The organism is Klebsiella planticola ATCC 33531, from assembly GCF_000735435.1.
Classification (GTDB): domain Bacteria; phylum Pseudomonadota; class Gammaproteobacteria; order Enterobacterales; family Enterobacteriaceae; genus Klebsiella; species Klebsiella planticola.
Genome location: NZ_JMPP01000030.1, coordinates 37,848 through 64,432 on the forward strand (window position 1 = coordinate 37,848; position 26,585 = coordinate 64,432).

Annotated in this window: 25 protein-coding genes and 1 pseudogene; 8 read left to right on the forward strand and 18 right to left on the reverse strand. The window is 57.4% G+C overall.

Features of this window, described 5'->3' with window-relative positions; genetic code table 11:
* Genes GRPL_RS11450 through GRPL_RS11440 form a run of 3 tightly spaced genes read right to left on the reverse strand, consistent with a single transcriptional unit; the run spans position 1 to position 2,709 of the window.
* The gene (locus GRPL_RS11450; RefSeq protein WP_032687067.1) at positions 1–456 is read right to left on the reverse strand and encodes a RidA family protein; all 456 of its coding nucleotides are present in this window, start codon (positions 454–456) and stop codon (positions 1–3) included.
* Positions 446–1,729, reverse strand: a complete 1,284-nt coding sequence (locus tag GRPL_RS11445) for an amidohydrolase family protein (RefSeq protein ID WP_032699426.1) — start codon at positions 1,727–1,729, stop codon at positions 446–448. Before GRPL_RS11445 ends, GRPL_RS11450 begins: the two co-directional genes overlap by 11 nt.
* Positions 1,730–1,740: 11 nt before the next feature.
* Positions 1,741–2,709: a PDR/VanB family oxidoreductase gene (locus GRPL_RS11440; protein WP_032687069.1), complete on the reverse strand. Its 969-nt coding sequence runs from the start codon at positions 2,707–2,709 to the stop codon at positions 1,741–1,743.
* Between the two features lie 208 nt (positions 2,710–2,917).
* On the opposite strand from GRPL_RS11440, the gene GRPL_RS11435 reads away from it, so the two are divergent.
* From GRPL_RS11435 to GRPL_RS28575, 8 genes and pseudogenes are all read left to right on the forward strand, one after another.
* Positions 2,918–3,817, forward strand: coding sequence for a LysR family transcriptional regulator (locus tag GRPL_RS11435; protein ID WP_032695229.1), 900 nt, complete (start codon positions 2,918–2,920; stop codon positions 3,815–3,817).
* Positions 3,818–4,119: 302 nt separating this feature from the next.
* Complete coding sequence (locus GRPL_RS11430) at positions 4,120–5,109, forward strand: ABC transporter substrate-binding protein (RefSeq protein WP_032687071.1); 990 nt, start codon at positions 4,120–4,122, stop codon at positions 5,107–5,109.
* Between the two features lie 11 nt (positions 5,110–5,120).
* Positions 5,121–6,539 carry an amidohydrolase family protein gene (locus tag GRPL_RS11425; protein WP_032695228.1) on the forward strand — a complete coding sequence of 473 codons (1,419 nt, stop codon included), beginning with the start codon at positions 5,121–5,123 and terminating at the stop codon, positions 6,537–6,539.
* Positions 6,540–6,560: 21 nt separating this feature from the next.
* Positions 6,561–7,550 (forward strand): isopenicillin N synthase family dioxygenase, encoded by a 990-nt coding sequence (locus GRPL_RS11420; protein WP_032699427.1) that lies wholly within the window; start codon positions 6,561–6,563, stop codon positions 7,548–7,550.
* Between the two features lie 355 nt (positions 7,551–7,905).
* Positions 7,906–9,147, forward strand: a complete 1,242-nt coding sequence (locus GRPL_RS11415; RefSeq protein ID WP_179275581.1) for a sensor histidine kinase — start codon at positions 7,906–7,908, stop codon at positions 9,145–9,147.
* Positions 9,148–9,149: 2 nt separating this feature from the next.
* Positions 9,150–10,202 (forward strand): helix-turn-helix domain-containing protein, encoded by a 1,053-nt coding sequence (locus GRPL_RS11410; protein WP_032687074.1) that lies wholly within the window; start codon positions 9,150–9,152, stop codon positions 10,200–10,202.
* A gap of 100 nt (positions 10,203–10,302) precedes the next feature.
* A complete protein-coding gene (gene metK, locus GRPL_RS11405; protein ID WP_133959813.1) occupies positions 10,303–11,526 on the forward strand; it encodes a methionine adenosyltransferase in 1,224 nt (407 codons plus the stop codon).
* Between the two features lie 12 nt (positions 11,527–11,538).
* A pseudogene (locus GRPL_RS28575) lies at positions 11,539–11,805 on the forward strand (BMC domain-containing protein); the annotation flags it as partial.
* Between the two features lie 539 nt (positions 11,806–12,344).
* On the opposite strand, the gene GRPL_RS11395 reads toward GRPL_RS28575, so the two are convergent.
* From GRPL_RS11395 to GRPL_RS11325, 15 genes are all read right to left on the reverse strand, one after another.
* Entirely contained in the window at positions 12,345–13,172 is an 828-nt protein-coding gene (locus GRPL_RS11395; protein ID WP_032687076.1) for an MIP/aquaporin family protein, read from the reverse strand.
* 95 nt (positions 13,173–13,267) lie between these two features.
* A complete protein-coding gene (locus GRPL_RS11390; protein ID WP_032699430.1) occupies positions 13,268–14,185 on the reverse strand; it encodes a glycyl-radical enzyme activating protein in 918 nt (305 codons plus the stop codon).
* Positions 14,186–14,294: 109 nt separating this feature from the next.
* On the reverse strand, positions 14,295–16,838 hold the full coding sequence (gene grpM / locus GRPL_RS11385; RefSeq protein ID WP_032699431.1) for a glycyl radical diol dehydratase GrpM: 2,544 nt from the start codon (positions 16,836–16,838) through the stop codon (positions 14,295–14,297).
* A 78-nt stretch (positions 16,839–16,916) separates the two neighbouring features.
* Positions 16,917–17,492 (reverse strand): DJ-1/PfpI family protein, encoded by a 576-nt coding sequence (locus tag GRPL_RS11380; protein ID WP_032687079.1) that lies wholly within the window; start codon positions 17,490–17,492, stop codon positions 16,917–16,919.
* A gap of 10 nt (positions 17,493–17,502) precedes the next feature.
* Positions 17,503–17,802 (reverse strand): hypothetical protein, encoded by a 300-nt coding sequence (locus tag GRPL_RS11375; RefSeq protein ID WP_032687080.1) that lies wholly within the window; start codon positions 17,800–17,802, stop codon positions 17,503–17,505.
* A gap of 25 nt (positions 17,803–17,827) precedes the next feature.
* Positions 17,828–19,342, reverse strand: coding sequence for an aldehyde dehydrogenase family protein (locus GRPL_RS11370; protein WP_032699433.1), 1,515 nt, complete (start codon positions 19,340–19,342; stop codon positions 17,828–17,830).
* Between the two features lie 41 nt (positions 19,343–19,383).
* Positions 19,384–20,169, reverse strand: coding sequence for a propanediol utilization microcompartment protein PduB (pduB, locus tag GRPL_RS11365; RefSeq protein ID WP_032687082.1), 786 nt, complete (start codon positions 20,167–20,169; stop codon positions 19,384–19,386).
* Positions 20,170–20,190: 21 nt separating this feature from the next.
* Positions 20,191–20,472, reverse strand: a complete 282-nt coding sequence (gene grpH, locus GRPL_RS11360; protein WP_004863596.1) for a propanediol utilization system shell hexameric protein GrpH — start codon at positions 20,470–20,472, stop codon at positions 20,191–20,193.
* Positions 20,473–20,675: 203 nt separating this feature from the next.
* Positions 20,676–21,887: a propionate kinase gene (gene tdcD / locus GRPL_RS11355; protein WP_032687083.1), complete on the reverse strand. Its 1,212-nt coding sequence runs from the start codon at positions 21,885–21,887 to the stop codon at positions 20,676–20,678.
* A 26-nt stretch (positions 21,888–21,913) separates the two neighbouring features.
* The gene (locus GRPL_RS11350) at positions 21,914–22,423 is read right to left on the reverse strand and encodes a GlcG/HbpS family heme-binding protein (protein ID WP_032699435.1); all 510 of its coding nucleotides are present in this window, start codon (positions 22,421–22,423) and stop codon (positions 21,914–21,916) included.
* Between the two features lie 18 nt (positions 22,424–22,441).
* Positions 22,442–22,714: a EutN/CcmL family microcompartment protein gene (locus GRPL_RS11345; RefSeq protein ID WP_032695221.1), complete on the reverse strand. Its 273-nt coding sequence runs from the start codon at positions 22,712–22,714 to the stop codon at positions 22,442–22,444.
* Positions 22,696–23,451, reverse strand: coding sequence for a hypothetical protein (locus GRPL_RS11340; RefSeq protein ID WP_032699437.1), 756 nt, complete (start codon positions 23,449–23,451; stop codon positions 22,696–22,698). The genes GRPL_RS11345 and GRPL_RS11340 overlap by 19 nt, the downstream gene beginning before the upstream one ends.
* A gap of 11 nt (positions 23,452–23,462) precedes the next feature.
* Positions 23,463–24,281: an ethanolamine utilization protein EutJ gene (gene eutJ / locus GRPL_RS11335; protein ID WP_032699439.1), complete on the reverse strand. Its 819-nt coding sequence runs from the start codon at positions 24,279–24,281 to the stop codon at positions 23,463–23,465.
* Positions 24,274–24,966 (reverse strand): phosphate propanoyltransferase, encoded by a 693-nt coding sequence (gene pduL, locus GRPL_RS11330; protein WP_032699441.1) that lies wholly within the window; start codon positions 24,964–24,966, stop codon positions 24,274–24,276. The genes eutJ and pduL overlap by 8 nt, the downstream gene beginning before the upstream one ends.
* Before the next feature lie 124 nt (positions 24,967–25,090).
* A complete protein-coding gene (locus GRPL_RS11325; protein WP_032687089.1) occupies positions 25,091–26,206 on the reverse strand; it encodes a 1-propanol dehydrogenase PduQ in 1,116 nt (371 codons plus the stop codon).
* Positions 26,207–26,585: the final 379 nt, after the last annotated feature.

Here is a 26,585-nt window from a genome sequence, read left to right on the forward strand (position 1 = left end):
TTATTGGGGTAACCAGACCGTCGCTTCAACTTCAATAAGCACCGTGGCGTCGGGCAGCATTTCGCTGACCTGCACCACGGTCGAAACCGGCGGTTGGCCGGGGTAAAACAGCTTCCTTACCCGGCTGTAATAGGGAAAATGGTCAAGATTGCGAAAGTACTGCACCAGTTTGATGACGTCGCTCATCTGCCCACCCGCGGATTCCACGGTCCGGCGGATGCTTTCCAGCACGTACCAGCTCTGGGCCAGGATCGGCCCCTGTTTCGCATCCGTCGAAAACTCGCCCGTTTCCCCCAGCAGCTCCCGCACCTCCTCCGGCACATCCTGAAAGCCGTTGACGATGGTGCCGTTCAGCGGGTTGACCGGGATAATGCCGGAAAGAAAAATAAAATCGCCGGCTCTGCGCCAGGCGGCATACCGCGCCAGCGGAGCGCCCGCGCCTGCTTCAAGACTCATACGTCATCTCCTGTTGCCACACCCGCTGGTGGGTTAACCGGCCGCGGTTAACCACCAGACGAGCTGCGCTGTTTAAAGGCCAGGTAAACCTGTCGCTACCCGGGAAAATCACCAGCGTGGCCGCGTTGCCGACGGCGAAAGGCGTGGCCTCCTCCGGCGCAGCGGTTAACGCCGCCCGGTCGCAAATCAGCCGCGACTGCCGGTCGAAAACGTCGCTGAGCTGGGCGCTGAACAGGCCGCAGGCCAGGGTATCCAGCGGGTCATAGCTCCCCGCCGGGCAGAAAGCGTCCTGCACATTGTCGCAGCCGAGCAGGGTGGCAACGCCGGCAGAGCGGGCCTCCTGAAGCAGCGTGATCCCCCGCTGGCGCGGCGTGCGGCCAGTCACCGCATCCTGTAGCAGCAGGTTGGTCATCGGCAGGGCGATAAGGGTGACGGAGTGCGCCGCCAGCTGGCGCAGGATCTTCTCCGCCTGCTCCTCGCTGCCGCTGGCGAGGGCGCAGCCGTGGCTGCAGCAAATGTGTCCAGGAAAAGCATGGCGGGAGAGGGACTCCGCCAGCCAGGCCAGCCCCCGGGGATGGTCGTTGAGCTCCTCATCGATATGCAGATCCAGATCCAGCCGCCAGCGGGCCGCGCTGCGCAGCAGGTTTTCCATGGCCGCGGGATCCCAGTTGGAGGAGTGGACAAACCCGCCGAGTAAACAGCCCTCGCCGCCTTCGGCTACCGCCTGCGCAATGGCCTCCGCGGCGGCCGGGTCGGCAAACAGTCCCAGCGGCACCAGCGCCACCCGCTCCAGGCTGACGCCGGGATGCGCCAGGCGGGCGATCTCCCGCCAGGCGTCAGGCGCGTCGGCGGTGAACCAGTCAATATGGGTGCGCAAATGCGTGACGCCATTGGCCGCCGCCCGCGCCAGCGCGGCGGACGCGCGGCGCTGGAGATCCTGCGCGGTCCAGTGCCGGCGATCCTCATGCATGGCGCGAATGGCGGCCAGCAGACCGGGTTCCGACGGACGGCAGCGTTCAAGGGTATAGGTCTTATCCAGATGGGCGTGGGGTTCGACAAGGCCGGGCAGCGCCAGCGCTCCGCCGAGATCCCATAAGCCGTGATTCGGTTGGCCGGAGGGCGATATCGTCGCGATTCGCCCGTCGGCAAAGGTCAGGTCCGCGCTCAGCGGCGTACCGTTATGCTGCGTCGGCCAATCCGCAGGCAGCGCCCATGCCGGAAGGCGGGCGTTGCTGACGCCAGCAAGCGGCATGTGGGGGGAGGGAATGTGCATCGTCGCTCTCCTCACAGGTCGAGAACCAGAACCGGCGTTTTCGCCCGCGAACAGCACAGGGTAATCTGACTATTGCTGGCTTTTTCTTCCGCCGTCAGGACGCAATCCCGGTGTTCAGGAATGCCGTCGATAACGTCGGTAATGCAGGAGCCGCAGATCCCCTGTTCGCAGGAGAGCATAACCTCGACTCTGGCGTGCAATAATACCTCGGCGATGGTTTGTTCCGGCGCAACCTGCAGGCGCTGGCCGCTTGATGCCAGCTCAATATAAAAACTGTTATTCTCCGCTTCATTATTCCGCTCGACCGGAGTAAAGCGCTCAAAAAAGAATTGCGCGGCCTGCCAGCCATATATTGGCATCGTATCCTGTAGCCGCTGAATAAAGCCGTCCGGGCCGCAGGCAATCACCGCAGTATCGATTTCCGCCGCGGTTAAACAGGCGGGGATCTCCCGGCGCAAAGAGTCGCCCTCGTCGCTGCAATGGATAACGACATTTCCCGCCGCAGAGAGCTGCTCCAGCCGCGCGGCAAAGGCCACGTGCCGCGCGGTGGCGACATAATAATGAATTTCAAAATCAAGCTGTTGCCGTGCTATCTCTTCCGCCATTGCCAGCAGCGGGGTCATGCCGATACCGCCGGCCAGCAGCAGGTAGCGCCTGGCCGCCGGCAGCGGAAAATGGTTGCGCGGGCGGGAGATGGAGAGTCGGTCGCCGGGTTTAAGCTCATGGTGCAGATAGCGGGAGCCGCCGGAGGAAACCGCGCCCAGCTTGACGCAAATTTCATAACTTTGCCGCTGGTCAGGCATCCCGCAGAGGGAATACTGCCGTGGGCCGATGCCGGGAATCATAATATCGATATGGGCACCCGCAGAATAGCCGGGGAATATTTTTCCGTCTTCGGGAATGAATTTTAATGACAGATTACCCAGCCCGTTTGGGCTTATTTCCTTGACCGATACAGGAATCAGATCGCCGTCTTTCATTAACCTTTGCCCTCCCATATTAAGCTGTCAGCAGGGCGGCCTGAGTCAGCGAAGGGAGAAAACGCCCTGCGCCGTAGGCTGTCCGGTATGCGAGTTAATTGGTGAAACGATTGTTTCTCCGCTATGAATGCTACGGTATTGTGATAAAACTGTTGCGTCCAGAGCTTTGATTCGCACAACCCGTTGCAAAAAAGAGAGCACCCAGACCATGTTTGCATTCTCCCGTTTTCTGCTGTATTTCACCGAAGTGGCCCGCCAGGGGTCGTTTCGTAAAGCGTCAGAGGCGCTGCACGTCTCGGCGTCTTCCATCGATCGTCAGATTTTGCGCGTCGAAAATGAGCTGGCGATGCCGCTATTCGAGCGCCATCCTACGGGGCTGCGCCTGACGGCCGCCGGGGAGCTGCTGCTGCATGCGGCAAATAACTGGAAAAAGGACTTTACCCGGGTGTGCGAGCAGCTGGATGACCTGCGCGGGCTGCGGCGCGGGCATGTGCGCATCGCCACTATCGATGCCATTAACCGGCATTTCTTTTCGGCGATGCTGAAGGAGGTGCATAACCATTATCCCAACATTTCTTTTACATTAACCACCATGAACAATATCAACATCCAGCAGGCGCTGATCTCGGGCGAGGCGGATTTTGGTATCATGCTCAACCCCCAAAGTTCCCGTGAACTGCAGGTCCGGGCCTTTGCCGAAATGAATCTCGGGATCGTGGTGCCTAAGGGCCACCCGCTGGAAAGCCGTAGCGCCGTGCGGTTTAATCAGTGCATCGAGTACCCGTTTATCATTCCTTCCGCGCCGCTGATGATCGGCGAGCCGGTGGAGGCGCTGGTGAATATCAGCGGCAATGAGGTTAGGGAAGTGGCTGTTTCTAATAACATTCACATGATAAGAACCCTGATCAAAGAGCAGATGGGCATCGGTATTTTGTGTCGCCTGGATATTCTGGATGAGATTCAGTCCGGTCAGCTGGCGTTTATTCCGTTGACCGATCCGCAGCTTAAACCCTTCACCCTGGCGCTGTGCGTCTCCCCCGCCCGGCAGCTGTCGCTTGCCGCCTCCATGATGCTCAAGCAGCTGGAAATCCTCTTCAGCCAGATTTGACCCGCAGGCACTAAAACATTCCACGAACGCACCATTATGGTGCGTTTTGTGTGTTAGTGAATCAAAGGTTGCATGAGAGGGCGTCGCCGACGACGCGCGATTCTGGCGGGGCGCCGGGGATGAGGTATGCCGATCGCCCCTGGCACAGTTTTTGTATAACTGAACATGAGTATAAGCGGTCAGTGCGGTTTATCCGTACGGGACATTGCTCAGTAACCATTTCGCGGTTCAATGTTGACCGGGGTGGGAGGCTGAGCCGTTGTCCGCTCGTCCTCTTTCCCGGCGTTATGAGGAGAGGGGCAATGAAAATACGTTCACGCATTCCCTGGGGCTACCGTGTGCTGGGCCTGGTTGCCCTGAGCGGTCTGTCTCTGGCCGTTCAGGCCGAGGATAAAATTGTTCTGCTGACCTCCTGGTACGCCCAGGCGGAGCAGGGCGGCTATTATCAGGCCCAGGCAACGGGGATCTACAAAAAATATGGTCTGGATGTCGACATTCGCTCCGGCGGCCCCCAGGTTAACGGCATGCAGCTGCTGTTATCAAAACGGGCTGACGTCATTATCGGCTACGATCTGCAGCTGCTGGAAGGCATTCAGCGGGGATTCCAGGCCAAAGCCATTGCCGCCCCCTTTCAGTATGATCCCCAGGGGCTGCTGACCCACGCCGATGTTAGCTCGCTGGAGGGGCTGAAAGGGAAAACCATTCTGGTCTCCAGCTCCGGCCAGGCGACGTGGTGGCCGTGGCTGAAGGGGCACTATCAACTGAATGATGCCCAGGCCCGACCCTACACCTTCAATATTCAACCCTTTGTCGCGGATAACAACGTCGCCCAGCAGGCCTACGTCAGCTCCGAGGTTTTCCAGGTGCAAAAGGCGGGGGTGAAAGCGAACTTCTTCCTGTTTTCCGAACACGGCTATCCCCCCTACGGCGGCATTATGATTGCCCGCCCGGAAACCATCGCCGATCGCAAAGCGGCGATGGCGAAGTTTGTCCGCGCGTCGATGGAAGGCTGGGTGAGCTACCTGAACAATCCGGCCCCGGGAAATGCGTTGATTAAACAAGATAACCCCAAAATGACCGACGATCTGCTGGCCTGGGCCGTCACGCAAATCCGCCAGCATCACCTGATTGATGGCGGCGACGCCGCTACCGAGGGTTGGGGAACGATGACGGAAACGCGCTGGCGGAAGACCCGTGATTTTATGGTCAGCGCCAACCTGCTGGATGCCGCGACCGACTGGAAGCAGGCCTATACCACTGAGTTTGTGCAGGCTATGCAGGTTAAACCCTGAGGAGCGACGCCATGTCATTATTGATTAAAAACGCGCATGCCATCCTCAGCGGTCTCCCGGGGGACGCTGCGCGGCTGGCCGGGCCGGATATCCGTATCCGCGATGGCGTTATCGCCGCCATTGGTTCGCTGGCGGCGCTGCCGGAGGAGCGGCAGATCGATGCCCGGGACTGCGTGGTCTATCCGGCATGGGTGAATACGCATCACCATCTTTTTCAGTCGCTGTTAAAGGGGGAACCTCAGGGGCTGAATCAGAGCCTGACGGCATGGCTGAGCGCCACGCCATACCGTTTTCGCGCCGCGTTCGATGAGCACACTTTTCGTCTGGCGGTGCGCATCGGGCTGGTGGAGCTGCTGCGATCGGGCTGCGCCACCGTCGCGGATCACAACTATTTATACTGGCCCGATATGCCCTTCGATACCTCGGAGATTGTGTTTAGCGAGGGCGAGGCGCTGGGCATGCGCATTGTTCTGTGTCGCGGAGGCGCTACCCAGGGGCGGGCCGTTGAGCGGGATCTGCCGGTCGCGCTGCGTCCCGAAACCTTCGATGGCTATATGGCGGATATTGAACGGTTGGTCAAACGCTATCACCACCCTGGCGCCGGCTCCCTGCGGCGGGTGGTGATGGCGCCCACCACCGTGCTGCATTCGGCGCCGGGCGCCCAGCTGCGGGAGATGGCCAAACTGGCTCGTCACCTGGGCATTCGGCTGCACAGCCATCTGTCGGAAACCGTGGATTATCTGGATGCCGCGCGGGAGAAGTTTGCCATGACGCCGGTTCAGTTCTGCGCCGAGCATGACTGGCTGGGGAATGACGTGTGGTTTGCGCATCTGGTGAAGCTGCTGCCGGAAGAGATCGCGCTGCTTGGGCAAACCGGCACCGGCATCGCCCATTGTCCGCAAAGCAACGGGCGGCTGGGAAGCGGGATTGCCGATCTGCTGGCGCTGGAAAAGGCCGGGGTGCCGGTATCGCTGGGGGTGGACGGCGCCGCCTCCAATGAAGCGGCGGATATGCAAAGCGAGGCCCACGCCGCGTGGTTGCTGCAGCGGGCGCGTAAAGGCATGCAGGCGCAGCCGCGCTACGCCGGCGGCACCTTTGAGGGCGGCGCCGACGCCGCCACGGTCGAGGATGTGGTGCGCTGGGGAAGCGCAGGCGGCGCGCGCATCCTCGGCTTGCCGCAGTGCGGCGCTATCAGCGTCGGGATGCAGGCGGATTTAGCGATTTATCGCCTCGACGATCCGCGCTACTTCGGGCTGCACGATATCGCGATTGGCCCGGTGGCCTGCGGCGGTCGGGCCTCGCTGAAAGCGTTGCTGCTCAATGGGCGGCCGATCGTTGAGGAAGATGTGATTCCCGGTCTGGATCTTGAGGCCATGCGCCGCGACGCGCTGGCGGCGGTACGAACCCTACAACAGCGTGCGGCTGTTTAAACCCAATACAGGACAATCATAATGACGCAATCCATTCAGAATCAGGGCTATGCATTACAGGAACTGGAGAAAGAAGCGCTGATGGGCGCGCCGGGGGAAGAGACGTTTACCCGCGAAGTCCGCTGCATCGATCTCGCAAATTTTGAGGAAAGGAAAAGTGAGATTGCCGATCAGCTATGGGAGGCGGCAGTGGAGATTGGCTTCTTCCAGGTTAGCCACCACGGTATTCCGCTGGCGGATATCCGCCAGGCGTTCAGCATGACCGAGGCGTTTTTCGCCCTGCCCGATGAGGTGAAGGGGCAGTATCCGTTGGCCCGCAATGCCGGGTGGGAAAGCAAGGCGCAGGTCCGGCCGTCGACGAAGACGCCGGATCAAAAAGAGTCGTACCAGATCACCCGTCCGCTGATGGCGGGGCTATGGCCCAGCGACCAGCAGCTGCCGGCGTTCAAAAAGACGATGCTGGAGTTTGAATCGCGGTGCTGGCAGCTGGGGATGAAGCTGCTGTCCTGCTTTGCCTTAAAGCTGGGGTTTACGGAGTCGTTTTTTACCACCGCTCACGATCCGGATCGTGAAACCTACCAGAGCACATTGCGCATGCTGCACTACTACGCCAGCCACCAGGCGCAGCAGGGGATGTGGCGCGCCGGCGCCCATACGGATTTTGACTGTCTGACGCTGTTATTCCAGCGCCCGGGGCAGGGCGGGCTGCAGGTGTGTCCGGGTAAGGACCGCGAGAGCCAGCAGTGGACCAGCATTGAGCCGCGCGAGGAGGTGATCACCTGCAATATCGGCGATATGCTGATGCGCTGGAGCGACGACCAGCTACCCTCTAACTTCCACCGGGTGAGAAGCCCGCTTGCCCATGAGTATCAGGGACCGCGCTATAGCCTGGCGTTTTTCTGTCAGGCCAATAAGGATGTCGAGATCCTCGGGCCGCAGGCGAAATACCCGCCGATTACCGCGGAGGCCTATCTGCAGCAGCGTATTCAGGCCAATTTTGCCAAAGGATAGACTTCCGCGACGGAGCTTCCCGAGCGGTCATCCTGTAAAAGTCCACGCCACGGCGTGGGCTTTTACAGCCATCGATAACGGATATTGGCCAAAGAACAATTTCGTAGCGCTGTTTAATTTAATCGTCTGAACAGGAGCCGGTTAGCGAGCACCTCTGTTTATTTGCACTTGGTTGTGCCCGGGTTATATTATCGCTCGCCGAGGAATGTTAATTAATATAATAAAAACAGAAGCAATATAATCACCGCATTAACATTTCTCATACAACTCATTTTTTGTTTGTGAGCGGTTTCATTATTTTAAAACCCTAAATAGGGTATGGTTTAGCAGCATTTGACCTGACGTGGTGGATATCATGAAAAATAAATACAAATTACACGAATTTCTTGATGTTGACCGGTTGCAAACGCTGCAGGACAATTTTAGTCAATCGATGATGATTGCGCTGGTGGTGGTCGATCAGGACGGTATTCCGGTCACCCAGGCGAGCGGTTTTTCTGATTTTTGCGCCCGATCAAGAATGAATGCCACCCTTGCCCGCCACTGCTATGACAGCGATAGCGCCGGAGGACGGGCGGCAATGCTCGCCGGCGAGCCGGTGGTTTATCGCTGTTACTGTGGTTTTGTCGAATTTGCGGTACCCATTATGATTAATGGTCATTACCTCGGCGCGTTTATTTCGGGACAGGTCAAAGTCGAAGCGGAGAAAGAGCAAACGATTCCCTATATCCTCGACAATAATCATCTGTGGCAAGAAAATCCCTGGCTGATTAATCTGCATGAAAATACGCCGCGCATGCCCTACGACCGCTTTGAATCGACGGCCTACACGCTGCTGCACGTTGCCTCATATCTGGTCGAGCAGGCCCATGCCAACAACATCCAGCGTGAGCTGCGGCAAAAAGAGCAGGAGCTCACCGGCGAACTGCGTAAACGCGTGGAGATCGAACGTTCATTACATGAGGCCGAGTTTAAGGCGCTTTCTTACCAGATTAACCCCCACTTTTTGTTTAACGTGCTGAATACGATCGGTCGGCTGGCGTTTCTTGAAGATGCCAGCCGTACGGAAACAATGGTGCATGACTTTTCCGATATGATGCGTTATTTGTTGCGCAAAAATAACAATGGTCTGATTACCCTTGGCCGCGAAATGAATTATGTCAATTGCTATATGGCCATTCAAAAAGTCAGAATGAATGAGCGTTTTGACTATGTTTGCGATATTCCTGAAAAATATAATGAAACGGTTTGTCCTTTTTTAATTCTTCAGCCGCTGGTGGAGAACTTTTTTAATTATGTTGTCGAGCCGCGTGAAACCAAAAGTCACATAATTCTGCGGGCTACCGATGATGGTAAAGATGTGATTATCGAGATAGCCGATAACGGAGATGGTATTTCACCCGAGGATATTGAACATATTCTCTCTGGCAACCAGAATCGACAGAAAGGCGGGATCGGCATTAATAATATCAACAATCGCCTGCAGCTGTTATTTGGTGAAAACTATGGTTTGCAGATCGCCAGTCCCCATAAGCCGATGCTCGGCACCACGGTAAAACTGCGGTTCCCGATGGCGCCCGCTGAGTCTGGAGTGTGAGAATGTATAACATTGTTATTGTCGAAGATGAGTATATTGAGTCGGAATCGCTCAAGCGGATTGTCTCTCGCTGCGTGGAGAACTCTGTCATTCATGAGGCGTCGACCGGGAAAAAGGCGATTCAGCTTATCGATGAACTTAATCAAATCGATATGATGCTGGTGGATATCAACATTCCGCTCCCCAATGGCAATCAGGTTATTGAGTATCTCAAGTCGAAAAATACACAAACCAAAGTGATCGTCACCACGGCAAACGATGACTTTGACATTGTGCGTCATATGCTGAGCCTGAAAGTGGATGACTATCTGCTAAAACCGGTTAAGCAGAGTATTCTCAGCGATACGATCCGCAAAACCTTGCTGGTGGATGAACAGGGGGCCGTCGCGACGCGGGAGCAGCGGCAGACGATAAGCGATCTGATGGGCGGCTGTGATTATCCCGGCTGGCACACCTGGTTGTTCGGTATTCTTGATGCGGCCTGCGCGCAACCCATGTCTGATAACGATGGGGCGAAGAGGTTGACCGACGTGCTGGAATTGCTCCTGCAGCATCTTGCCGGGCTCAGCGATAAGTATATCCCGTGTCGGCAAAAAATTACCGATCTGATCCACAGCATTCATCAGCACGGTCTGGGCGTCGGCCGCTACTGGCCGGTGATGGTGGGGTTGTTCAATCTCAGCCACGCTATCTTTGAGCAGCTGTTTAAAAGCGCCAGCGGCAGCATGGATTTTGTCGCCAGAGCCCGTTTCCATATTGAAAAAAACCTGCTTAACAACATGACGCTGGATGATATCGCCGCGGAGGCTTTCGTCAGTCCGTGCTATCTGAGTCGGGCGTTTAAAAAGAGTACCGGCAGCGGATTCTCCAGTTACATTACCAGCCGAAAAATCAATATCGCCAGGTCTCTTTTGCAATACAGCGATCTAAAAGTGAATACCATTGCGCTGGAACTCTCCTGGCAGGATGCGAACTATTTTTGTCGGATCTTCAAGAAAGAGACCGGCATTGCGCCATCCGATTATCGCCGCCTCGCCTCGCCCGAAGCGGGCTGATCGTCACCCGGTCTTTCTTGCGCTTACTCCGGCGTAAGCGCAAGAAAGTCCGCTATCCCGGCAAGATTGTTTACTCGTCGCCGCATCGCGCGCCGCTAAGATGGGACACGATTCTTTATACAGTGGCCCTGCCGTGGATGAATACCTCTTTACTTCTGAATCCGTTGCCGAAGGGCACCCGGATAAGATGGCGGACCAGATTTCTGACGCCATTCTTGATGCCTGTTTACTCAAAGATCCGTGGGCCAAAGTGGCCTGCGAATGCCTGGTAAAAACCGGGGCGGTGATTGTGGCCGGGGAAATATCGACCGATGCCAGTATCGACCTTGAGCAGATTGTGCGGGCGACGGTGAAATCTGTCGGCTACGACCATTCGTCGAAAGGTTTTGATGCCGCAACCTGTGCGGTCATCAGCATGCTGGGCAGGCAATCTGACGATATCGCTCGCGGCATCCGCGCCCGCGACCCGGCCTCGTTGGGGGCCGGCGATCAGGGAATAACCTTCGGCTATGCGTGCGATGAAACGCCGCAGCTCATGCCTGCTCCCATTCTCTACGCCCACCGGCTGATGGCGCGCCAGGCGCAGCTGCGTAAAACGCGCCAGCTGGATGGGTTATTACCGGATGCCAAGAGCCAGGTGACGCTGCGTTATGGCGACGGACGGATCGATCATGCCGACACCATCGTGGTCTCCACGCAACATCGCGCCGACTTTCCGCTGGCGACGCTGCGTGAAGCGGTGATGGAAGAGATAATTAAACCGGTTATTCCGGCACGCTGGCTGACCCCCGCCACCCGGCTGCTGATTAATCCTGCGGGGCCGTTTATCAACGGTGGGCCCGCTGCGGATTGCGGCCTGACCGGGCGCAAAATCATTGTCGATACCTATGGCGGCGCCGCGCGCCACGGCGGTGGAGCGTTTTCCGGGAAAGATCCTTCGAAGGTCGATCGTTCGGCGGCCTATGCCGCGCGCTACGTGGCGAAAAATATTGTTGCCGCGGGGCTCGCGACGCGATGCGAAGTTCAGCTGGCCTGGGCCATCGGCCTTTCCCGACCGGTTTCGGTTGCCATCAATACCTTTGGGACTTCCCGTCTGTCGGCGCACCAGCTGACGCAGCTGGTCGACCGTCATTTTGACCTCAGCGTTTATGGCATTATCCGCCAGCTTGATTTGCTGGCGCCGCGCTATCGCCAGACGGCCTGCTACGGCCATTTTGGTCGGGAAGTCTTCCCCTGGGAACGCACTGATAAGGCGCCGCGGTTGCGTGACGATGCCGCCGGTCAGCTGTGCGCGTCGGTGTGTGCCCCCTTGCATGAAAAATAACAGGAGAGAGATATGTCCGGGCAGAGCTTAGGCTTAATTGAAACCGTTGGCTTAACGGTGGCGGTAGAGGCCGCTGATGCCGCAATAAAATCGGCGAATGTCGAACTGGTTGGATATGAGCTAACCAAGGGCGGCGGGCTGGTGACCATCAAATTAACCGGTGAGGTTGGCGCCATGAACGCCGCCGTCTCCGCCGGGGTGGCCGCCGCGAGCCGGGTCGGGCAGGTCTATGCCTGGAAAGTCATTGCGCGTACCGCAACCGGCATTGATAGTCTGATTGCCTCATCACAAACATACGGCACGCCTCCTGAACCGGTAGCGCCTGCCGCCGAATGCCTTCCTGCCGCAGCGGAGATCCCTGACGCGACGATAGCGGTGGTCAATATTACGTCTCCCGCGCAGACCGCTTCCTGTCTGGCGTTCGAAGAGAGCCCGGGCGTTGCATCGCCGGAATCGCCGGCGGCGGAGCGCGACCCGGCGCCGGTCGAGCCGGTGCGCGAAGAGGCTGAGCCTCAGAATGAGCCGACGGTTCAGGCCATTCAGGAGGAGAAAAAAACGGCGCGAACCCGGGCGAAGAACACCCGGCGCTAGCCGCTGTCGTTGCAGCTAAGCCACCTGCGGGTGGCTTTTTTGTTGCTGCGCGTCAGGAAACGGCGGTGAGAGGTGGCAGAGCAACCGGGCTCTGCCCGGATACGCAGCTAAGAATCGGATGGGGATGCCTGGGGAGGGACCGCTGGTGACACGAGCTGAAAAGGGGCGTTTGCGGCGCACTCCGCCGCCGTGTGTTGCGCTGGCGGAGTGCGCGCACGTTGGGTCAATCAGGACAGCGGATGACTCGCCGTCTCCGCGGCGGGTTTGGCGGCGGGGAGATGGCGCCCGATACCGTAGCGGTAGATAGCCGCGCCCAGGATTCCGCCGATGACCGGCGCAATCAAAGGCACGAGGAAGTAGGGAATCTCTCTGCCTCCGGTCATGGCGACGGAGCCCCAGCCGTTCAGAAACGTAAACAGTTTTGGACCAAAATCACGAGCCGGGTTCATGGCAAATCCGGTTAGCGGGGCGGTCGCCGCACCGATGACTGCCACCAGCAGGCCGATCAGCAGCGGTGCAAGTGGCCCTTTGGGCACACCGTTGCCATCGTCGGTCAGCGCCATAATCAAGCCAATCAGCATCGAGGTAATGACAATTTCCACCAGCGCCGCGAGCCAGACGCTGATGCTTGCCGCCGGATAGGTCGAAAAAATGCTGGCCAGATACAGGCTGTCCTGACTGCCGCGCACCATCTGGTGGGCCTGTTCATAGTCGGCGAACAGATTGTGGTACAGCAGATAGGTCAGGGCGGCGCCGCAAAATGCGCCGGCCATCTGCGCCAGGATATAAGGCGCCACTTTCTTCGCCTCAAAGCGGGCGAACATCCATAAGGCGATGGTGACCGCCGGGTTAAGATGAGCGCCGGAGATCCCTGCCGTCAGGTAGACCGCCAGCGCAATACCCAGCCCCCATACAATACAGATTTCCCAAAGACCGAAGCTGGCGCCAGCCAGTTTTGCCGCACACAGCACGCTGGTGCCGAAAAACATAAACAATCCGGTACCAAGAAATTCTGCAATACATTGTCCGGTTACTGATTCACGAGAGTCACTCATAGTTTTTTTCCTGTATTAAGCGATGCGCTATGCCATCTCTTAACGATTGGGGTACAAGGGATAAGAGCGCGAAATCATTTTTTGTGTTGTCGGGATTAGCCGCCGATATGGCAATGAAATCCCATCGATTCAACGATTTTTTTCAGGCTGGCCATGTTGTCTTCTGAGCGTGAGCCGGCATCGCCCATGGGATAAATGCGGCCCAGCAGGGTATATTTATTTTCGCCAAAGGTGTGATAAGGCAGTAGATGAATGGTGTCCACCCCGGACATCAGGCGGGCAAATTCAGCAATGCTGCGAATCTCCTCCGGGCTGTCGTTAACGCCGGGAATCACCGGGATGCGCACAATAACGTGAGTGATAAAGGAGATCCGAATCAGATTTTCCAGAATCGTGCGGTTATCCACACCCGTATTAAGTTGATGAATGGTCGGGTTAACGGCCTTAATATCCGTCAATGCCAGATCGACCCACGGAAAGACGTCCTCAATCACCGCTTTGCTTGTCATTCCCGTCGTTTCCATTGCCGTGTGCCAGCCTTTGGCTTTACAGGCTTTCAGGAGCTCGCGCGCAAACACCGGCTGCGCCAGCGGCTCACCGCCTGAGAGGGTAATTCCGCCGCCGGAGCGCCGAAATAAGTTTTCCTCTTTCTGCAGCTCACGTATCACGTCGCTGACGGTCATGCGTTTGCCTTTCATTTCCAGCGCCTGAGTCGGGCAGACCGCGGTGCATTTACCGCACTGAATACAGCGTTCGCGGTCGATAAAGAACGGATTGCCAGCAGAGAGCGCCTGCTGCTGACAGACCTCCACGCATTTTCCGCAGCGGATACAGTCGCTTTTTTTATAGATTAACTCGGGCTGTGGGCGCTGTGATTCCGGGTTGCTGCACCACTTACAGGCCAGCGGACAGCCTTTAAAAAACGGGATCGTGCGGATGCCGGGGCCATCATGCAGGGAGTAGCGTTGAATATTGAATAACACGCCTTCGGTATCGTATTCGACTCTGTTCATAACATCACTCGTCAAAAAAGCGACCACCAGGCAACAGCAAGTCAGCCGCTAAAATCGGGTCTGATAAAGGGCCATACGTTACCGTATGGCCCTGGCAGGTCAGGCAAAATCAGAATTGCTGTTCGGTGCGGCTGATGATGTCATCCTGGACTTCTTTCGCCAGTACCACGAACTGCGCGCTATAGCCCGCAACGCGAACCACCAGGTCCTGGTGCTGCTGTGGGTTTTTCTGCGCCTCCAGCAACGTGTTGCGATCGATAACGTTAAACTGTACGTGCATCCCTTTCTTATCGAAGTAGTTACGCACCAGACCGCCAAAGTTTCGCAGACCCTTTTCCCCCGCCAGTGAGGAGGGCAGGAATTTCTGGTTGTAGAGCGTCCCGTTCGAGGCGATAAAGTGATCCAGTTTGGCTACCGAGTTCGCTGCGGCGGTCGGGCCGAGGGTATCTTTGCCCTGGCGCGGCGATACGCCGTCGGCAAGCGGCTCTTTCGCCAGGCGACCGTCCGGCAGGGCGCTCACGTCTTTACCAAACAGCACGTTCGCCGACACCGGGTAGATACCGGCCTGGAAACGTCCGCCGCGTGGGTTGGTATACTTCTCCACTTCCTGACAGTAGATCAGCGCGCATTGGCGGGCGACAAGATCCACGTCGTCGATGTCGTTACCAAAACACGGCGAATTTTCCAGAATATGGCGAATCTCTTCATAACGCGGATTTCCTGCCGACGGCGCCGGAGTGACGCTGGCGAGCTGGCGATAGACTTCATTTTTAATCTCTGCCGGGTTCAACGAGCCGTGGCGGTCGATAATGCGTTTGACCACTTCATAGATATCCTGCTCGCCGAGAGAGGATTTTGCCGCCGCGCTACGCGGGTTGCCGCCGACCGGGTAGCCGAAGTTGGCGTCCAGCGCGCCCTTCAGTTCCTGAAGCGTCAGGCGGCGATCCTCAAACACCTGTTTTTGGATGGCGTAGACGGAGTCGCCGGTATCGGCAATGCCGAACGCCTGCGGGCCGGTAAAGTTGTAAATCGCGCCGCCCTCCTGCAGGGATTTTCCTCGGCCAATGCAGTCATCTACCAGCGCGGACAGGAACGGCAGAGGGCAGCGTTCGCCGTGGGCGATGTCGACGCTGTTGCACGCTTCGACCAGCTGGTGCACAAAGTGCGCCATCTGTTTTTTGAAGGCGGCATAGAAGTCATCCATGCCGGCGTACTGGGTCATCTCGCCGGTCATCGGGCCAAGCTGTTTGTTTCCTGAGCGGCCGTTGTTAAGGGTAATTTCCAGGACCTTCGCGACGTTGAAGAACGCCGCGTCGTGCCAGCCTTCGGTGCGATGCGGCGCCTGCGGCTCCACACAGCCGATGATGCAATAGTCGCGGGCGTCATGCAGCGAGACGCCGCGGTTTTGCAGCGCCGGGATGATCACTTCATCGTTGTACATCGCCGGTACGCCAAGCCCCAGACGGACCAGCTCGCAGGCGCGATAGAGAAACTCATCCGGCGTGCCTTGCCAGACGCGAATTGAGAAAGAGGGCTGCGGCAAACGTACGTGGGCCGTGGCTTCCATGCACATGTAGGTTAATGGGTTGGTGGCATCACGGCCGTCTTCGGTCTGACCGCCCACGCACAGGTTCTGGAAGACGGCATAGCCGGCGAAGGCCTGGGCCGAAATCTCATCGCGAGTTTTGTTGATATCGTTAAGCTTGATCCAGCAGCAGTCCACCAGCTCCTGGGCAAATTCGCTGCTGATGGCGGTATCCGCCGCCAGATACGGATACATGTACTGGTCGAAACGGCCGGGAGAAATCGAGTGGCCGCTGGATTCAATCTGCAGCATGCTCTGAATAAACCAGAAGGTCTGGCAGGCTTCCCAGAAGGTTGTCGCGCCGTATTCCGGCACGCGGGTACAGTTGCTGGCAATCTGTTCCAGCTCGCGCTGACGGGTTGGGTCGCGCTCTTCACGGGCAAGGCGCGAGGCTTCCTGCGCGTAGCGATGGGCGAAATTGATTGCCGCCTGATAGCTCAGAATAACGGCGTTGTAGAACTGCTCTTTTTTGATGTAATCGGAGGTACTGCGATCGAGGTTCTCCAGCGCGCGGGTCACTTCATCGATGATCCCGCGAAAGCCGATTTTCAGGACCTTGCCATAATCGACGCTGACGTGTCCGATACCGCCAAAGAAGTAGTTGCCGACGGTGAAAACGCCGTTGCTCATGCTCTCTTTTGTCCCTTCGGACATATAGGAGGCGGCGAGCGAACTGGTGGTTTTACCCGGCCAGTATTTAAAGGCCTGGTGGAGTTCATCGGCGGTTTTTTTCTCAATAATGAACGGGTCGGCGACACGGTGGGCCATAGTGTCGAACTCTTTTTCGACCCAGTCATAAGAGAATTCAGGACAAATTTCTGTTGAACGTGGATTAATAGTGACGGCGCCGACGATTAACTCGTCAGGGCGAATAGTGACCGGCAGCTCGTTAAATATTTTCTCAACGACTTTTGCCCGACGCATAATAGCGGGAAGCTGTTCATTCTCTTTATATGCCTCGGTTGCCAGCACCGCACGTTCAGATTCTACATACGGTTTAGCATGCAGAATCATATTTTTGAGTCTTACTACACGATCGGTCGGATGAGTAAAGCCTTTCTCTAACATACAATAACTCCCGAAATGATATAAGCGTGGGGGATTACCACACCTGAGTTTTTTTACCTGACGGTAGTGCCGGGTACGCTAGCTAATAGTGTTGCTGCCGATTAAACTAATAAATTGACGTAATATTTCCGGGTGCGCCATCCAGGTCGTCGCGGTAACAAGATTGCCGTCATGTACCGCCTCGTGGTCCGCGGCGCTCACCCAGATACCGCCAGCCATTTCAACTTCAGGCTTTAAGGTGAAATATCCCGTCAGCGTTTTACCTTTTAATATGCCGGCAGCAACCAGAATTTGTGGTCCATGACATATAGCGGCAATCGGTAGCGCAATGTTATTCGCACAATGGATGATATTTAATACCATCCGGTTCAGTCGTAAATATTCCGGAGCACGGCCGCCGGCAAGATATATTCCACAATATTCCTGTACCCTGACTTCATCAAAAGAGGCGGTTAAGCGGAACAGATGCCCCGGTTTTTCGCTGTAGGTTTGATCGCCTTCAAAATCATGAATCGCGGTCTTTATATATTCCCCGCAGCGTTTTCCGGGGCACACCACATCCACTCTGAAACCTAACATGCTTAATGCCTGCCATGGCACCATGACTTCATAGTCTTCAGAGAAATCGCCTGCCAGAAGCAAAATTCTTTTCATAAGCGAACTCTCAGAACGTACTGTCATCATCCTCAATAATACGCATGGCCTCATTCACTGCGGCGATCTCGCCGAACAGCGCCAGCGTCGTGATATGCTGCGGACAGCTGCCAAAGATCTCCGATACCGCAACATGTGCGCTTTTACTTGCCAGATCGGCGTAAAAGTACAGATCTGGTATCGGCAACATAATCAACCCGATAGCGTCAATGCGGATGCTTTCCAGCCGGTTGCGAGATTCCGCGGGCATTCGCCTTTTCAGCATGGCGAGCGTTTCCGGCGTTGGCGCGTTGATAATGCGTTTTTTCATGATCGAGTCAGCCATCCTGCTTCAGTCAACGAATATTGAGCGCTTCAACCATCACGCAGCGACGGTGCCTGGCGTAGGAGCGTGCCGAGGTCAGCCCTTCACCGGTCGGCCCGGCAATGGTAAATGTGGTATGTCCTTCGCCGCCAACGCCTAATCCGGCATACGACGGGCCATTTTTCACAAAAATAGTGGTCTGGATCAGCCGCGCCATTTTGGTCAGTTTTTCAACGTTGGTAGAGTGCATCATCGCCGTGTGACGATGACCATGTTCAACCTTCACCGCCAGATCGATCGCTTCATCGACGTTTTCCACTCTGACCACCGGCAAAACCGGCATCATCAGTTCGTGCACCACGAATGGATGATCACGTTCGGTTTCAATCAGGATAACTTTGATCTCCTCCGGCACGCTGATACCGATTTGCTGCAGAATGTAGCGCGCATCTTTCCCTACCAGTGCGGTACTCGGGCCGTTTCCTTTTTCATTCAGCACCAGCGCCTGTAGCTGCTGAATATGTTGTTTGTCGCACAGCAGCCAGGCGCCGCTTTTTTTCATGCAGTGGATGAGATAGTCCGCCACTTCATTGACGACAATGACCTCTTTTTCCGCCACGCAGGGGAGGTTGTTATCGAAGCTGCAGCCGTTAATGATATCGCGGGCGGCTTTCTCGATATTGGCGGTTTCATCAACCACAACGGGAGGATTGCCGGCGCCGGCGCCAATCGCTTTTTTGCCGGACGACATCACGGTTTTCACTATCGCCGGTCCGCCGGTGGCGACCAGCATATTGATACGCGCGTCGCCGATTAAGGCATTGGTGTTGTCAATCGACGGGCTGGCGACCGTGACCACCAGACTGGCGGGGGCGCCGAGCCGGGCCAGCTGTTGATTGATTAACGTGACGCAGTACAACGACACCTGACGCGAACGCGGATGCGGGCTAAAGACCACGGCGTTGCCGGCGGCCAGCATACCGAGGGTATTGTTGATAATGGTCTCGGTCGGATTGGTGGTCGGGGTGATCGAACCAATGACGCCATAGGCGGAGTATTCGGTCAGCGTCAGGCCGCCATCACCGCTGATGGCGGCGGTGATGAGATCTTCAACCCCCGGAGTTTTTTGCGCGGCAACGCGGTTTTTCACCATCTTGTCGGCATAATTTCCCATTCCGGTCTCTTCCACCGCCATGGTCGAGAGCGCGTGCAAAATCTCTTCCTGCAGGAAAAACTGGCGAATGCCGTCAACAAAGCGGGCGCGATCCTGCATTGAGCAGTGGCGATACTGGATATACGCCTGCTGCGCCGCAGTAATCGCGGCATCCATGGTGGCAAAAACACCGTCACCGGCGTTCCCGTCGACAGGGGCGGCGGTTGCGGCTCCGGCCTGGCTTGCCAGTACGCTGGCCACAATCGCGTCGATGCTGCCGCGATCGAGCGGTGTGGCGGCTGCCGGCGCATGCTGTTCGGGCGCTGGCGCCGTCGTTTTCGTATATTTACTCAGCACGCGGGAGACGGCCTGAGTAATATCAAGATCGTTCATGCTGTATCTTCCTTACTTCGCTTCGCTCGTGGGTGCCACCATCAAATGTACGGCGTCGTGGTCGATTTGATGGGCGCCGGGTCGAGCGTAGCCAGCAGCTGTTTCCCGACGTCTCTGGCGGCGATGACCGCCTGACGTACCGCGCCGGAATCACCGGCAAACGTGAAGATCACTTCGTTACTGAAGCTGGTGCCGTGCGCCGGGCTGGCGTAACCCACCGGCTCGATGACGGCGGCTTTTGCCGCGGCGTCGGCGACCACCACGCCAATCGCCGCCGGTGAAGCGCAGGTCAGGCCGAAAGATTTACCCAACGGGGCACCGAAGGCTTTATTGAGCGCGCTGCTGGCGCGGGCGGTGTACTGGAACTCCAGGTGACCGGCCGGTGAGCCATAAACATCGCCCATGGTGCGCTGAATTTCGCCCAACGCGACTTCAACCGCGCGGCGAACATCGGAGACATCGGTGGCGCCGAAAATGATCAGGCAACCATGCCCACCGCCGCCCTCGGTATCGCGAGCCAGCTCAATAGAGAGAATTTCACTGTTAGTGGCTTTAATGGCCTCATCCGCGGCAAATATATGCGGGCCGGCCCCGGTCCGGGCGCCAAGAATACCGATAGAGCGATATTTCTTGTCGATATTCATGACTTCATGTAATTGATGATCGACATTGGCAATCACTAATCCAATGGTATGCCCGAGGGCCGTTCCGACAAATTCAGTTAAACCGCAACCGATAAAGCTGGCCGGCGTTTTATTATTTGCGCGATCATCAGTCTGTTTGTGCATTACTTCAGATATAATCTGCTCAACAAGATTATCTCTCATGGTCGGTATCCTCTGGCTTTATTAACTGACAGCTTTCGGCAGGATTTTTTCCACTTCAATATGCGGGCGCGGAATCACATGTACAGAGACCAGCTCACCAACTTTTCCTGCTGCCGCTGAGCCTGCGTCCGTTGCCGCTTTGACCGCGCCGACGTCGCCGCGAACCATTACGGTAACCAACCCGGAACCAATTTTTTCGTAACCAACCAGGGTGACGTTAGCGGATTTCACCATGGTATCTGCGGCTTCAATTGCGGAAACCAGACCTTTTGTTTCAACCATACCTAATGCTTCTTGTTGCATAACGACCTCAATATTTCCAGGTGAGAGTAAAAGCAAGTTATGAATTAACCGATAAAGGTTGAGTTCATAGACTTAATAAATTCATGCACTACGATGTTATTGCGCCTGAGACAAAATGTTTTGCCCGGCAGAGAGACTTTCTTGTTTTCCCGTTTTCAGCTGGACAATAAAATCCTCTCCACATGACTACCTTGAGGACGCGTTCAGGCGGCACCTTCCAGCAAAGGGGCAAGCGCGGCCGCATCCTCGGCAATCATCCGCTCTTCATTGGTGGCAATGACCGCCACAATCGGTGAGCCGGGGCGCGAGATAATGCCCTGTCGGCCGGCAAACATTTGCGCATTGCGCGCGGCGTCGAGCTGCACGCCAAATATCGCCAGCCGCTCGGCGGTAAGCTCCCGGATCAGCGCCGAGTTCTCCCCGATGCCGCCGGTAAAGATCAGTGCATCAAAGCGATGCAGCGAGGCAAGATGGGCGCCAAGGTGGCGGGCAAGCCGGTGAACCATGACATCAATGGCGAGGGAGGCCCGGGGATCGCCGTTGCCGCGCGCCTCTTGTAACGTGCGGCAATCGCTGGAAAGACCCGACAGACCGAACAATCCCGCTTCGTTATTGACCATCTTGTAAAGTGATTCGATAGTCTGGCCGGTGCAGCGGGCAATATAGGCCGCTGCACCAAAATCCAGGTCGCCGCAGCGCGTTCCCATCACCAGTCCTTCAAGCGGCGTCATGCCCATCGAGGTGTCGACACTCTGCCCGTTTTTCACCGCACAGACCGACGAGCCATTGCCGAGATGGGCAATAAGTAGACCGTGGTTGGTGGGGTTAAGACCCAGGCGCTCGACGGCTTCGGCGGCGATAAAGCGATGGGAGGTGCCATGAAAGCCATAGCGTCTGACCTGATGCTGGTGTAAATACTCCAGCGGGATGGCATAGGTATAGGCCTCCGGCGGGAGCGTCTGATGAAAGGCGGTATCAAACACCGCCACCTGCGGCAGCTCGGGTAACAGCGCCATGGCGGCTTCAATGCCGATCAGGTTGGCGGGATTGTGCAGCGGCGCCAGCGCCGATAATTCGCGGATACGCTCGATCACCGGCGCCGTGAGCCGCACCGAGTGTTTGAAATCATTCCCGCCGTGCGCCACCCGATGACCGATGGCGCATACCTGCGGCAGCAGCGCCTGCTCTGCGAGCCGGGCGAACAGCGCCTCCAGCGCGCAGGTATGGCTGGCGCCGTCAGGCAACCCGCGGGTCGTCTTCCCTTGCGCATCTTTAAAGGTGATGCCGGCTTCGCGTAGCCCCAGCTTTTCGGCCAGCCCGGAGAGCACCGGGGTCTCCTGATTACGCGGGATGACGGAGAACTTAAGGGAAGATGAACCACAGTTAATGACCAGAACCAGTGATGCTGACGACATGATGACCCCTGTCTGTATTCGTTTTTTTAGAGAGATTCATGGAATGGTGTGAGCAAAAAATGCTCGCGGCTGAAGTGCGCCAGGGTTTGCGTGGCAATCGCGATATCTACCTCGACGCTCCCGCCGCTGATGCCGATACCGCCGAGCAGTACGCCGGCGGACCAGCAGGGGAGCCCACCGCCAAAGCAGCACAGACCTTGCGTATGCGACAAGCCATACAGGCTGGCGCCAGGCAATACGTCGGCCGCGAGCCGGTGGGTCGGCATCCTGAGCGCCACGGCGGTCCATGCCTTTTGCGTGGCCAGCGTATGGCTGATGAGCAGGGCGTTATCCTGACTAAAGAAGTAACGCTGCAGGCCATGGGCATCCACCAGGCTAAAAACAATGGGCACATTGGCGTTGTTGGCGGCATCGATGGCACAGTGCGCCAGTAATGCCGCATCCGTCAGCGTCAGCGAGGCCGGAGGCGGCGCTAACTGACGCGAAATGGCCGCGTTGATACGGCGATCCAGTTCGGCGTTCGGCGTGGTGTGCATGCTTTTCCTCCGTGGTGCTTACTGGTTGTTAAGATCGAGCGAGTCGACAATGCCGACCACGGCAGCATCAATCACCGAGTGCTCTTTGCTGGTGGTCATCCGCGCGGAGCTCCCGGTGGTGACGATGACCGTTTCCCCGTTTCCGGCGCCGACAAAGTCGACGGCGACCTGCGCGGTGCCGGTGGGCTGATAGTGTTCATCCAGGCGGGCGACAATCAGCAGCTTTGCGCCATTAAGCGAAGCATGCTTGGTCGTCGACACCAGTGCTCCGGTTACTTTTGCCAGATACATATTTCCTCCTGGTGACCCTGCACCATGACAATACCGCGGTCGCGAATTTCATCGCGTGCGGCGGGGGTGATGAGCGTCCGGCGTCCAACGGACAGTACCGCGCCTGCGGGAAGCTGGCGCACATCGCTGAGCGTGATCAGCGGTTTAGCGACGGGCGCCGTCGGCCTCTGCGCCGGGTTCACCGTGGGGCGGCCGATAATCGTGAAGCCATACTCCCCGAGGGTGGCGACGTAGCTGGTCAGCCGTGCCCGCAATGCCGGGGGGAGCTGGCTGGCGGCTTCATCCCGGCATTCGGCATTGAGCGTGACGATGATGGGCTTGCTCAGACTCAGAGCGTGAAAAGCCCAGCGACACACCCGGTTATCACGAATACCTAAGGCGATTTTGCTCAGGCTGTTGGTAGACAGCGAGGGCAGATACAGGCCGCTGAACGTCTCTTCTGTCGGGCAGGGATCCCGATCGTCGCACAGCGCCTCAACATCGCGCTGCGCCAGAGCCTCCAGACAGGTGGAGTGCAATGACGCCTGGATGGCGCTATGGGAAAAGGTCATGACCAGCAGATAGCCGCGCTGGTTCAGCGCCGTCAGACAATCCAGCGTCGTCGGGAGCGTGGCGAGATCCTCGCCGCTTAATACCACGCGCATCACCTTGCCGTGGGCTTGCAGGCGCCGTCGGCGTTGAGCCAGCAGGTCCGTAATGAGGCTGTCGAGCCGGTGTGAGAGTCGCTGTGCATCCATCGTTATTCTCCTCAGCGGCTGCGCATGGCGATGCCAAGCGGCGTCACCAGCAGCGGCTGCCGCGCCTGAATGACCCGTTTACCGGTGGCATGGCGAAAGACGTCGGCAAACTGGCGAAAGCTGCTGGCGCCCCCGACCAGGTAAATGTCGTCGACCGGATAACCCGCCAGCCAGCCCGCGACCAGATGAGCCATCTTTTCAGCCACCGGACGGACCACGGTAAAGACCTGTTCTTCCTCCTCCGGACTCTTTTTCAACGCTTCCGCTTCGGCAAAAGGCATGCCCAGAGCGCCTGCCAGTACCAGGGTCATATGGTTGCCCCCGGTCGGTTCATCGGCGCTGAAAATCACCTCGCCGTTGCGCAGAATGCTGATCCCGGTTGTCCCGCCGCCCACATCAACTACCGCGCCGTGGCGAATGTTTAAGGCCAGCGCCGCGGCTACCGGTTCATCAACCACGTCGGTCACCTCCAGTCCGGCGGCCTCCACCATATTGACGATAACTTTGGTGTTCCCGGCGGTGATTCCCGGCGGGATGGCCGTTGCCGCGCGGATGAGGGGGCATCCAAGGCGCTCTTCGAGCGCTGTTTTCAGTCCACTCACCACCCGGCTGGCGGTCAGAAAATCCACCACCACGCCGTCTTTCACCGCCCGTGAAGGATGGCTGATGCCGGCGACGGGGTTATCGTTTTCATCCAGCACAACCACGGCAATATTGGCCGTACCCGGATCGACACCCACTTTTAGCGCGCCTGTCCAGGGGCGGTATCCGCCCTGGCTGACCAGCTCCGCCAATGTGTTCAGCCGCCTGGTTGCGGTGCTGTCAGTCATGGCGGTGTTCCGTGAACGCGCGCTGGACGCAATCGCCGTTACGCAAGCCAAAGCCGTTGGCCTCTTCAACATCAACATGCATTTCCAGCACCGCATCCGCGCTCACCCGGACCACCACGTGGCTGAGAATGCCGCCGCGATAGCCGTCGATACGCACGTCAATCTCCATCCCGTCGCGCAGGGCGTGGCGCTCGGCGTCGGCGGGAGAAATATGAATATGGCGCCAGGCGACAATCGCGCCATCCGTTTTGCTGACTCGCCCGCGCGGACCAATAATCTCGATTCCCGGCGAGTCCTGGAGATCGCCGGACATTCTCAATGGCGCCTTAACGCCGAGAACAAAGCTGTCGGAGACAGAGATTTCAACCTGGGTGGCGCTGCGCAGCGGGCCAAGGACGCGTACCCTGGTCAGCTCCCCTTTTGGTCCGCGCAGCGTCACCGTCTCTTCGGCGGCATACTGGCCCGGCTGTTTTACCGCTTTCATGCGGGTGAGAGTGGCGCCATAGCCAAACAGAATGTCCATATCTTCCCGGCTCAGATGAACGTGGCGGTTAGAGATGCCAACGGGGATATGCAACGTCTGTGCGGCGAGGGGGGCGCCGGCCACCGCTCCGGGGCCACGGGCCTTGAGTTCCTGAAGAATTTCCCGGGCGATTAATTCGGCTTGCTGCTGGGTGTCATTCATAGCGTCAACAACCTGAAAGTGATGAAAAGAGCGATACAAGCATATTCAGTCCCGCGTTGGCCTTTTTGCTGTTGCGCAGGACTTTTTTGACGGTCCGCCGGACGCAGGACAATCTTGTCCAGATTTAGCCGGCGATGGCGGTCAGCAAGCGGTCTACATCAGCGGCGCGGGGCTGGCAGGGATTGGTTTGCGTGCAGCCATCCCCTAAGGTCGCCGCGATCAGCGCCTGACGCAGGGATTCCACAGCCGTCCGGTCTTTTCCCAGCGCCTGCAGTGTTGCCGGAATACCAAAATGGTGATTCATATCGCGAATGCTGCCGATCAGCGCGCGCAGGGTTTGCTCCGGCGTGGCGGCCTGGATGCCCATAATGGCGGCGCATTTCAGGTATCTCATCCGCGCGTGCGGGGCGTGGCGGGCATTGTGTTCAATAATCAACGGCAGCAGCATGGCGTTAATTTTGCCGTGCGGGATATGCAGCATCCCGCCGATAGCGTGCGCCATACCGTGCACTAATCCCAACCCCGCCGAATTAAACGCCATGCCGGCCATGCAGGAGGCGTTGTGCATATGGCCCCGAGCCGCAATATTATTCTCATCGCTAAAAACGTCGGGCAGGTGTTGCCAGACCAGCGCAATGGCTTTCTCGGCGAGCGCGTCGCTAAAATCATTGGCCCCCGTCGAAACCAGCGCCTCGATGGCGTGGGTCAGGACGTCCATGCCGGTATCCACCGCGACCTGGCGAGGAACCGAGAGCACCAGGTTTGGGTCAAGGATGGCGCAGTCCGGGATCAGTTCATCGGCAATCAGCGGATATTTTCGGCCGTTTTGCGGATCGGAGATGATGGCGTAGGCGGTGACTTCTGAACCGGAACCGCTGGTGGTAGGAATGGCGATAAGTTCTATGGCGTGGCCGGGCAGAAACTCTTCCAGCGTAACCTTGATTCCTTTAGCGGCATCAAGAGCGGAGCCGCCGCCCAGCGCGATAATGACCTCCGGTTTAAAACCTTTAAACTGTGCGGCGCCGGCGTGCAGGATCTCCACGCTCGGGTCCGGTTTCACCTCGCTGAAAATAGAGACGCAGGCCTGCGGCATTTCATTAATCAGGTCGCGTGTTTTACCGGAGCTCACCATAAAGCTGTCGGTCACAATCGCCACCTTTTTATGGTTCAGCCGACGCAAGGTTTGAATTGCATTTTCACCAAAATAGACGTCAGGAAGAGAAAAGAAATAGCTCGCCATCTTTCGATTACCTTATCCGTTAGCGGATTGCGGGGAGGCAAATGCCGGATGTAAAAAGAGAGCTTATTGTGTCATGGGGGGATGGATAAGAAGCTGGCTATGCTTGTGCTAAGTCAGGATTTCGTTGCGGTACTCTTTTATGGCTGACAAAAAAGTGCAGGGGCGCCTCGTGCCAGCGATAGGACCCTGATGTTGACTGGAATAAAAATACTCGCGTACATGATGCGCTGGAAGTGCTGAGACAGGGGGGCATTTTCCATGCCCTCGCTGAAGGTGTTGCGTGGCCGTACTCTGTGTCGCAGCATGTGTTGGATACCCCGCGGGTTAACACCCGGAAAATTTCCAGCCCGCTCGGAGGGGCTGTCATTGCGCAATTAGC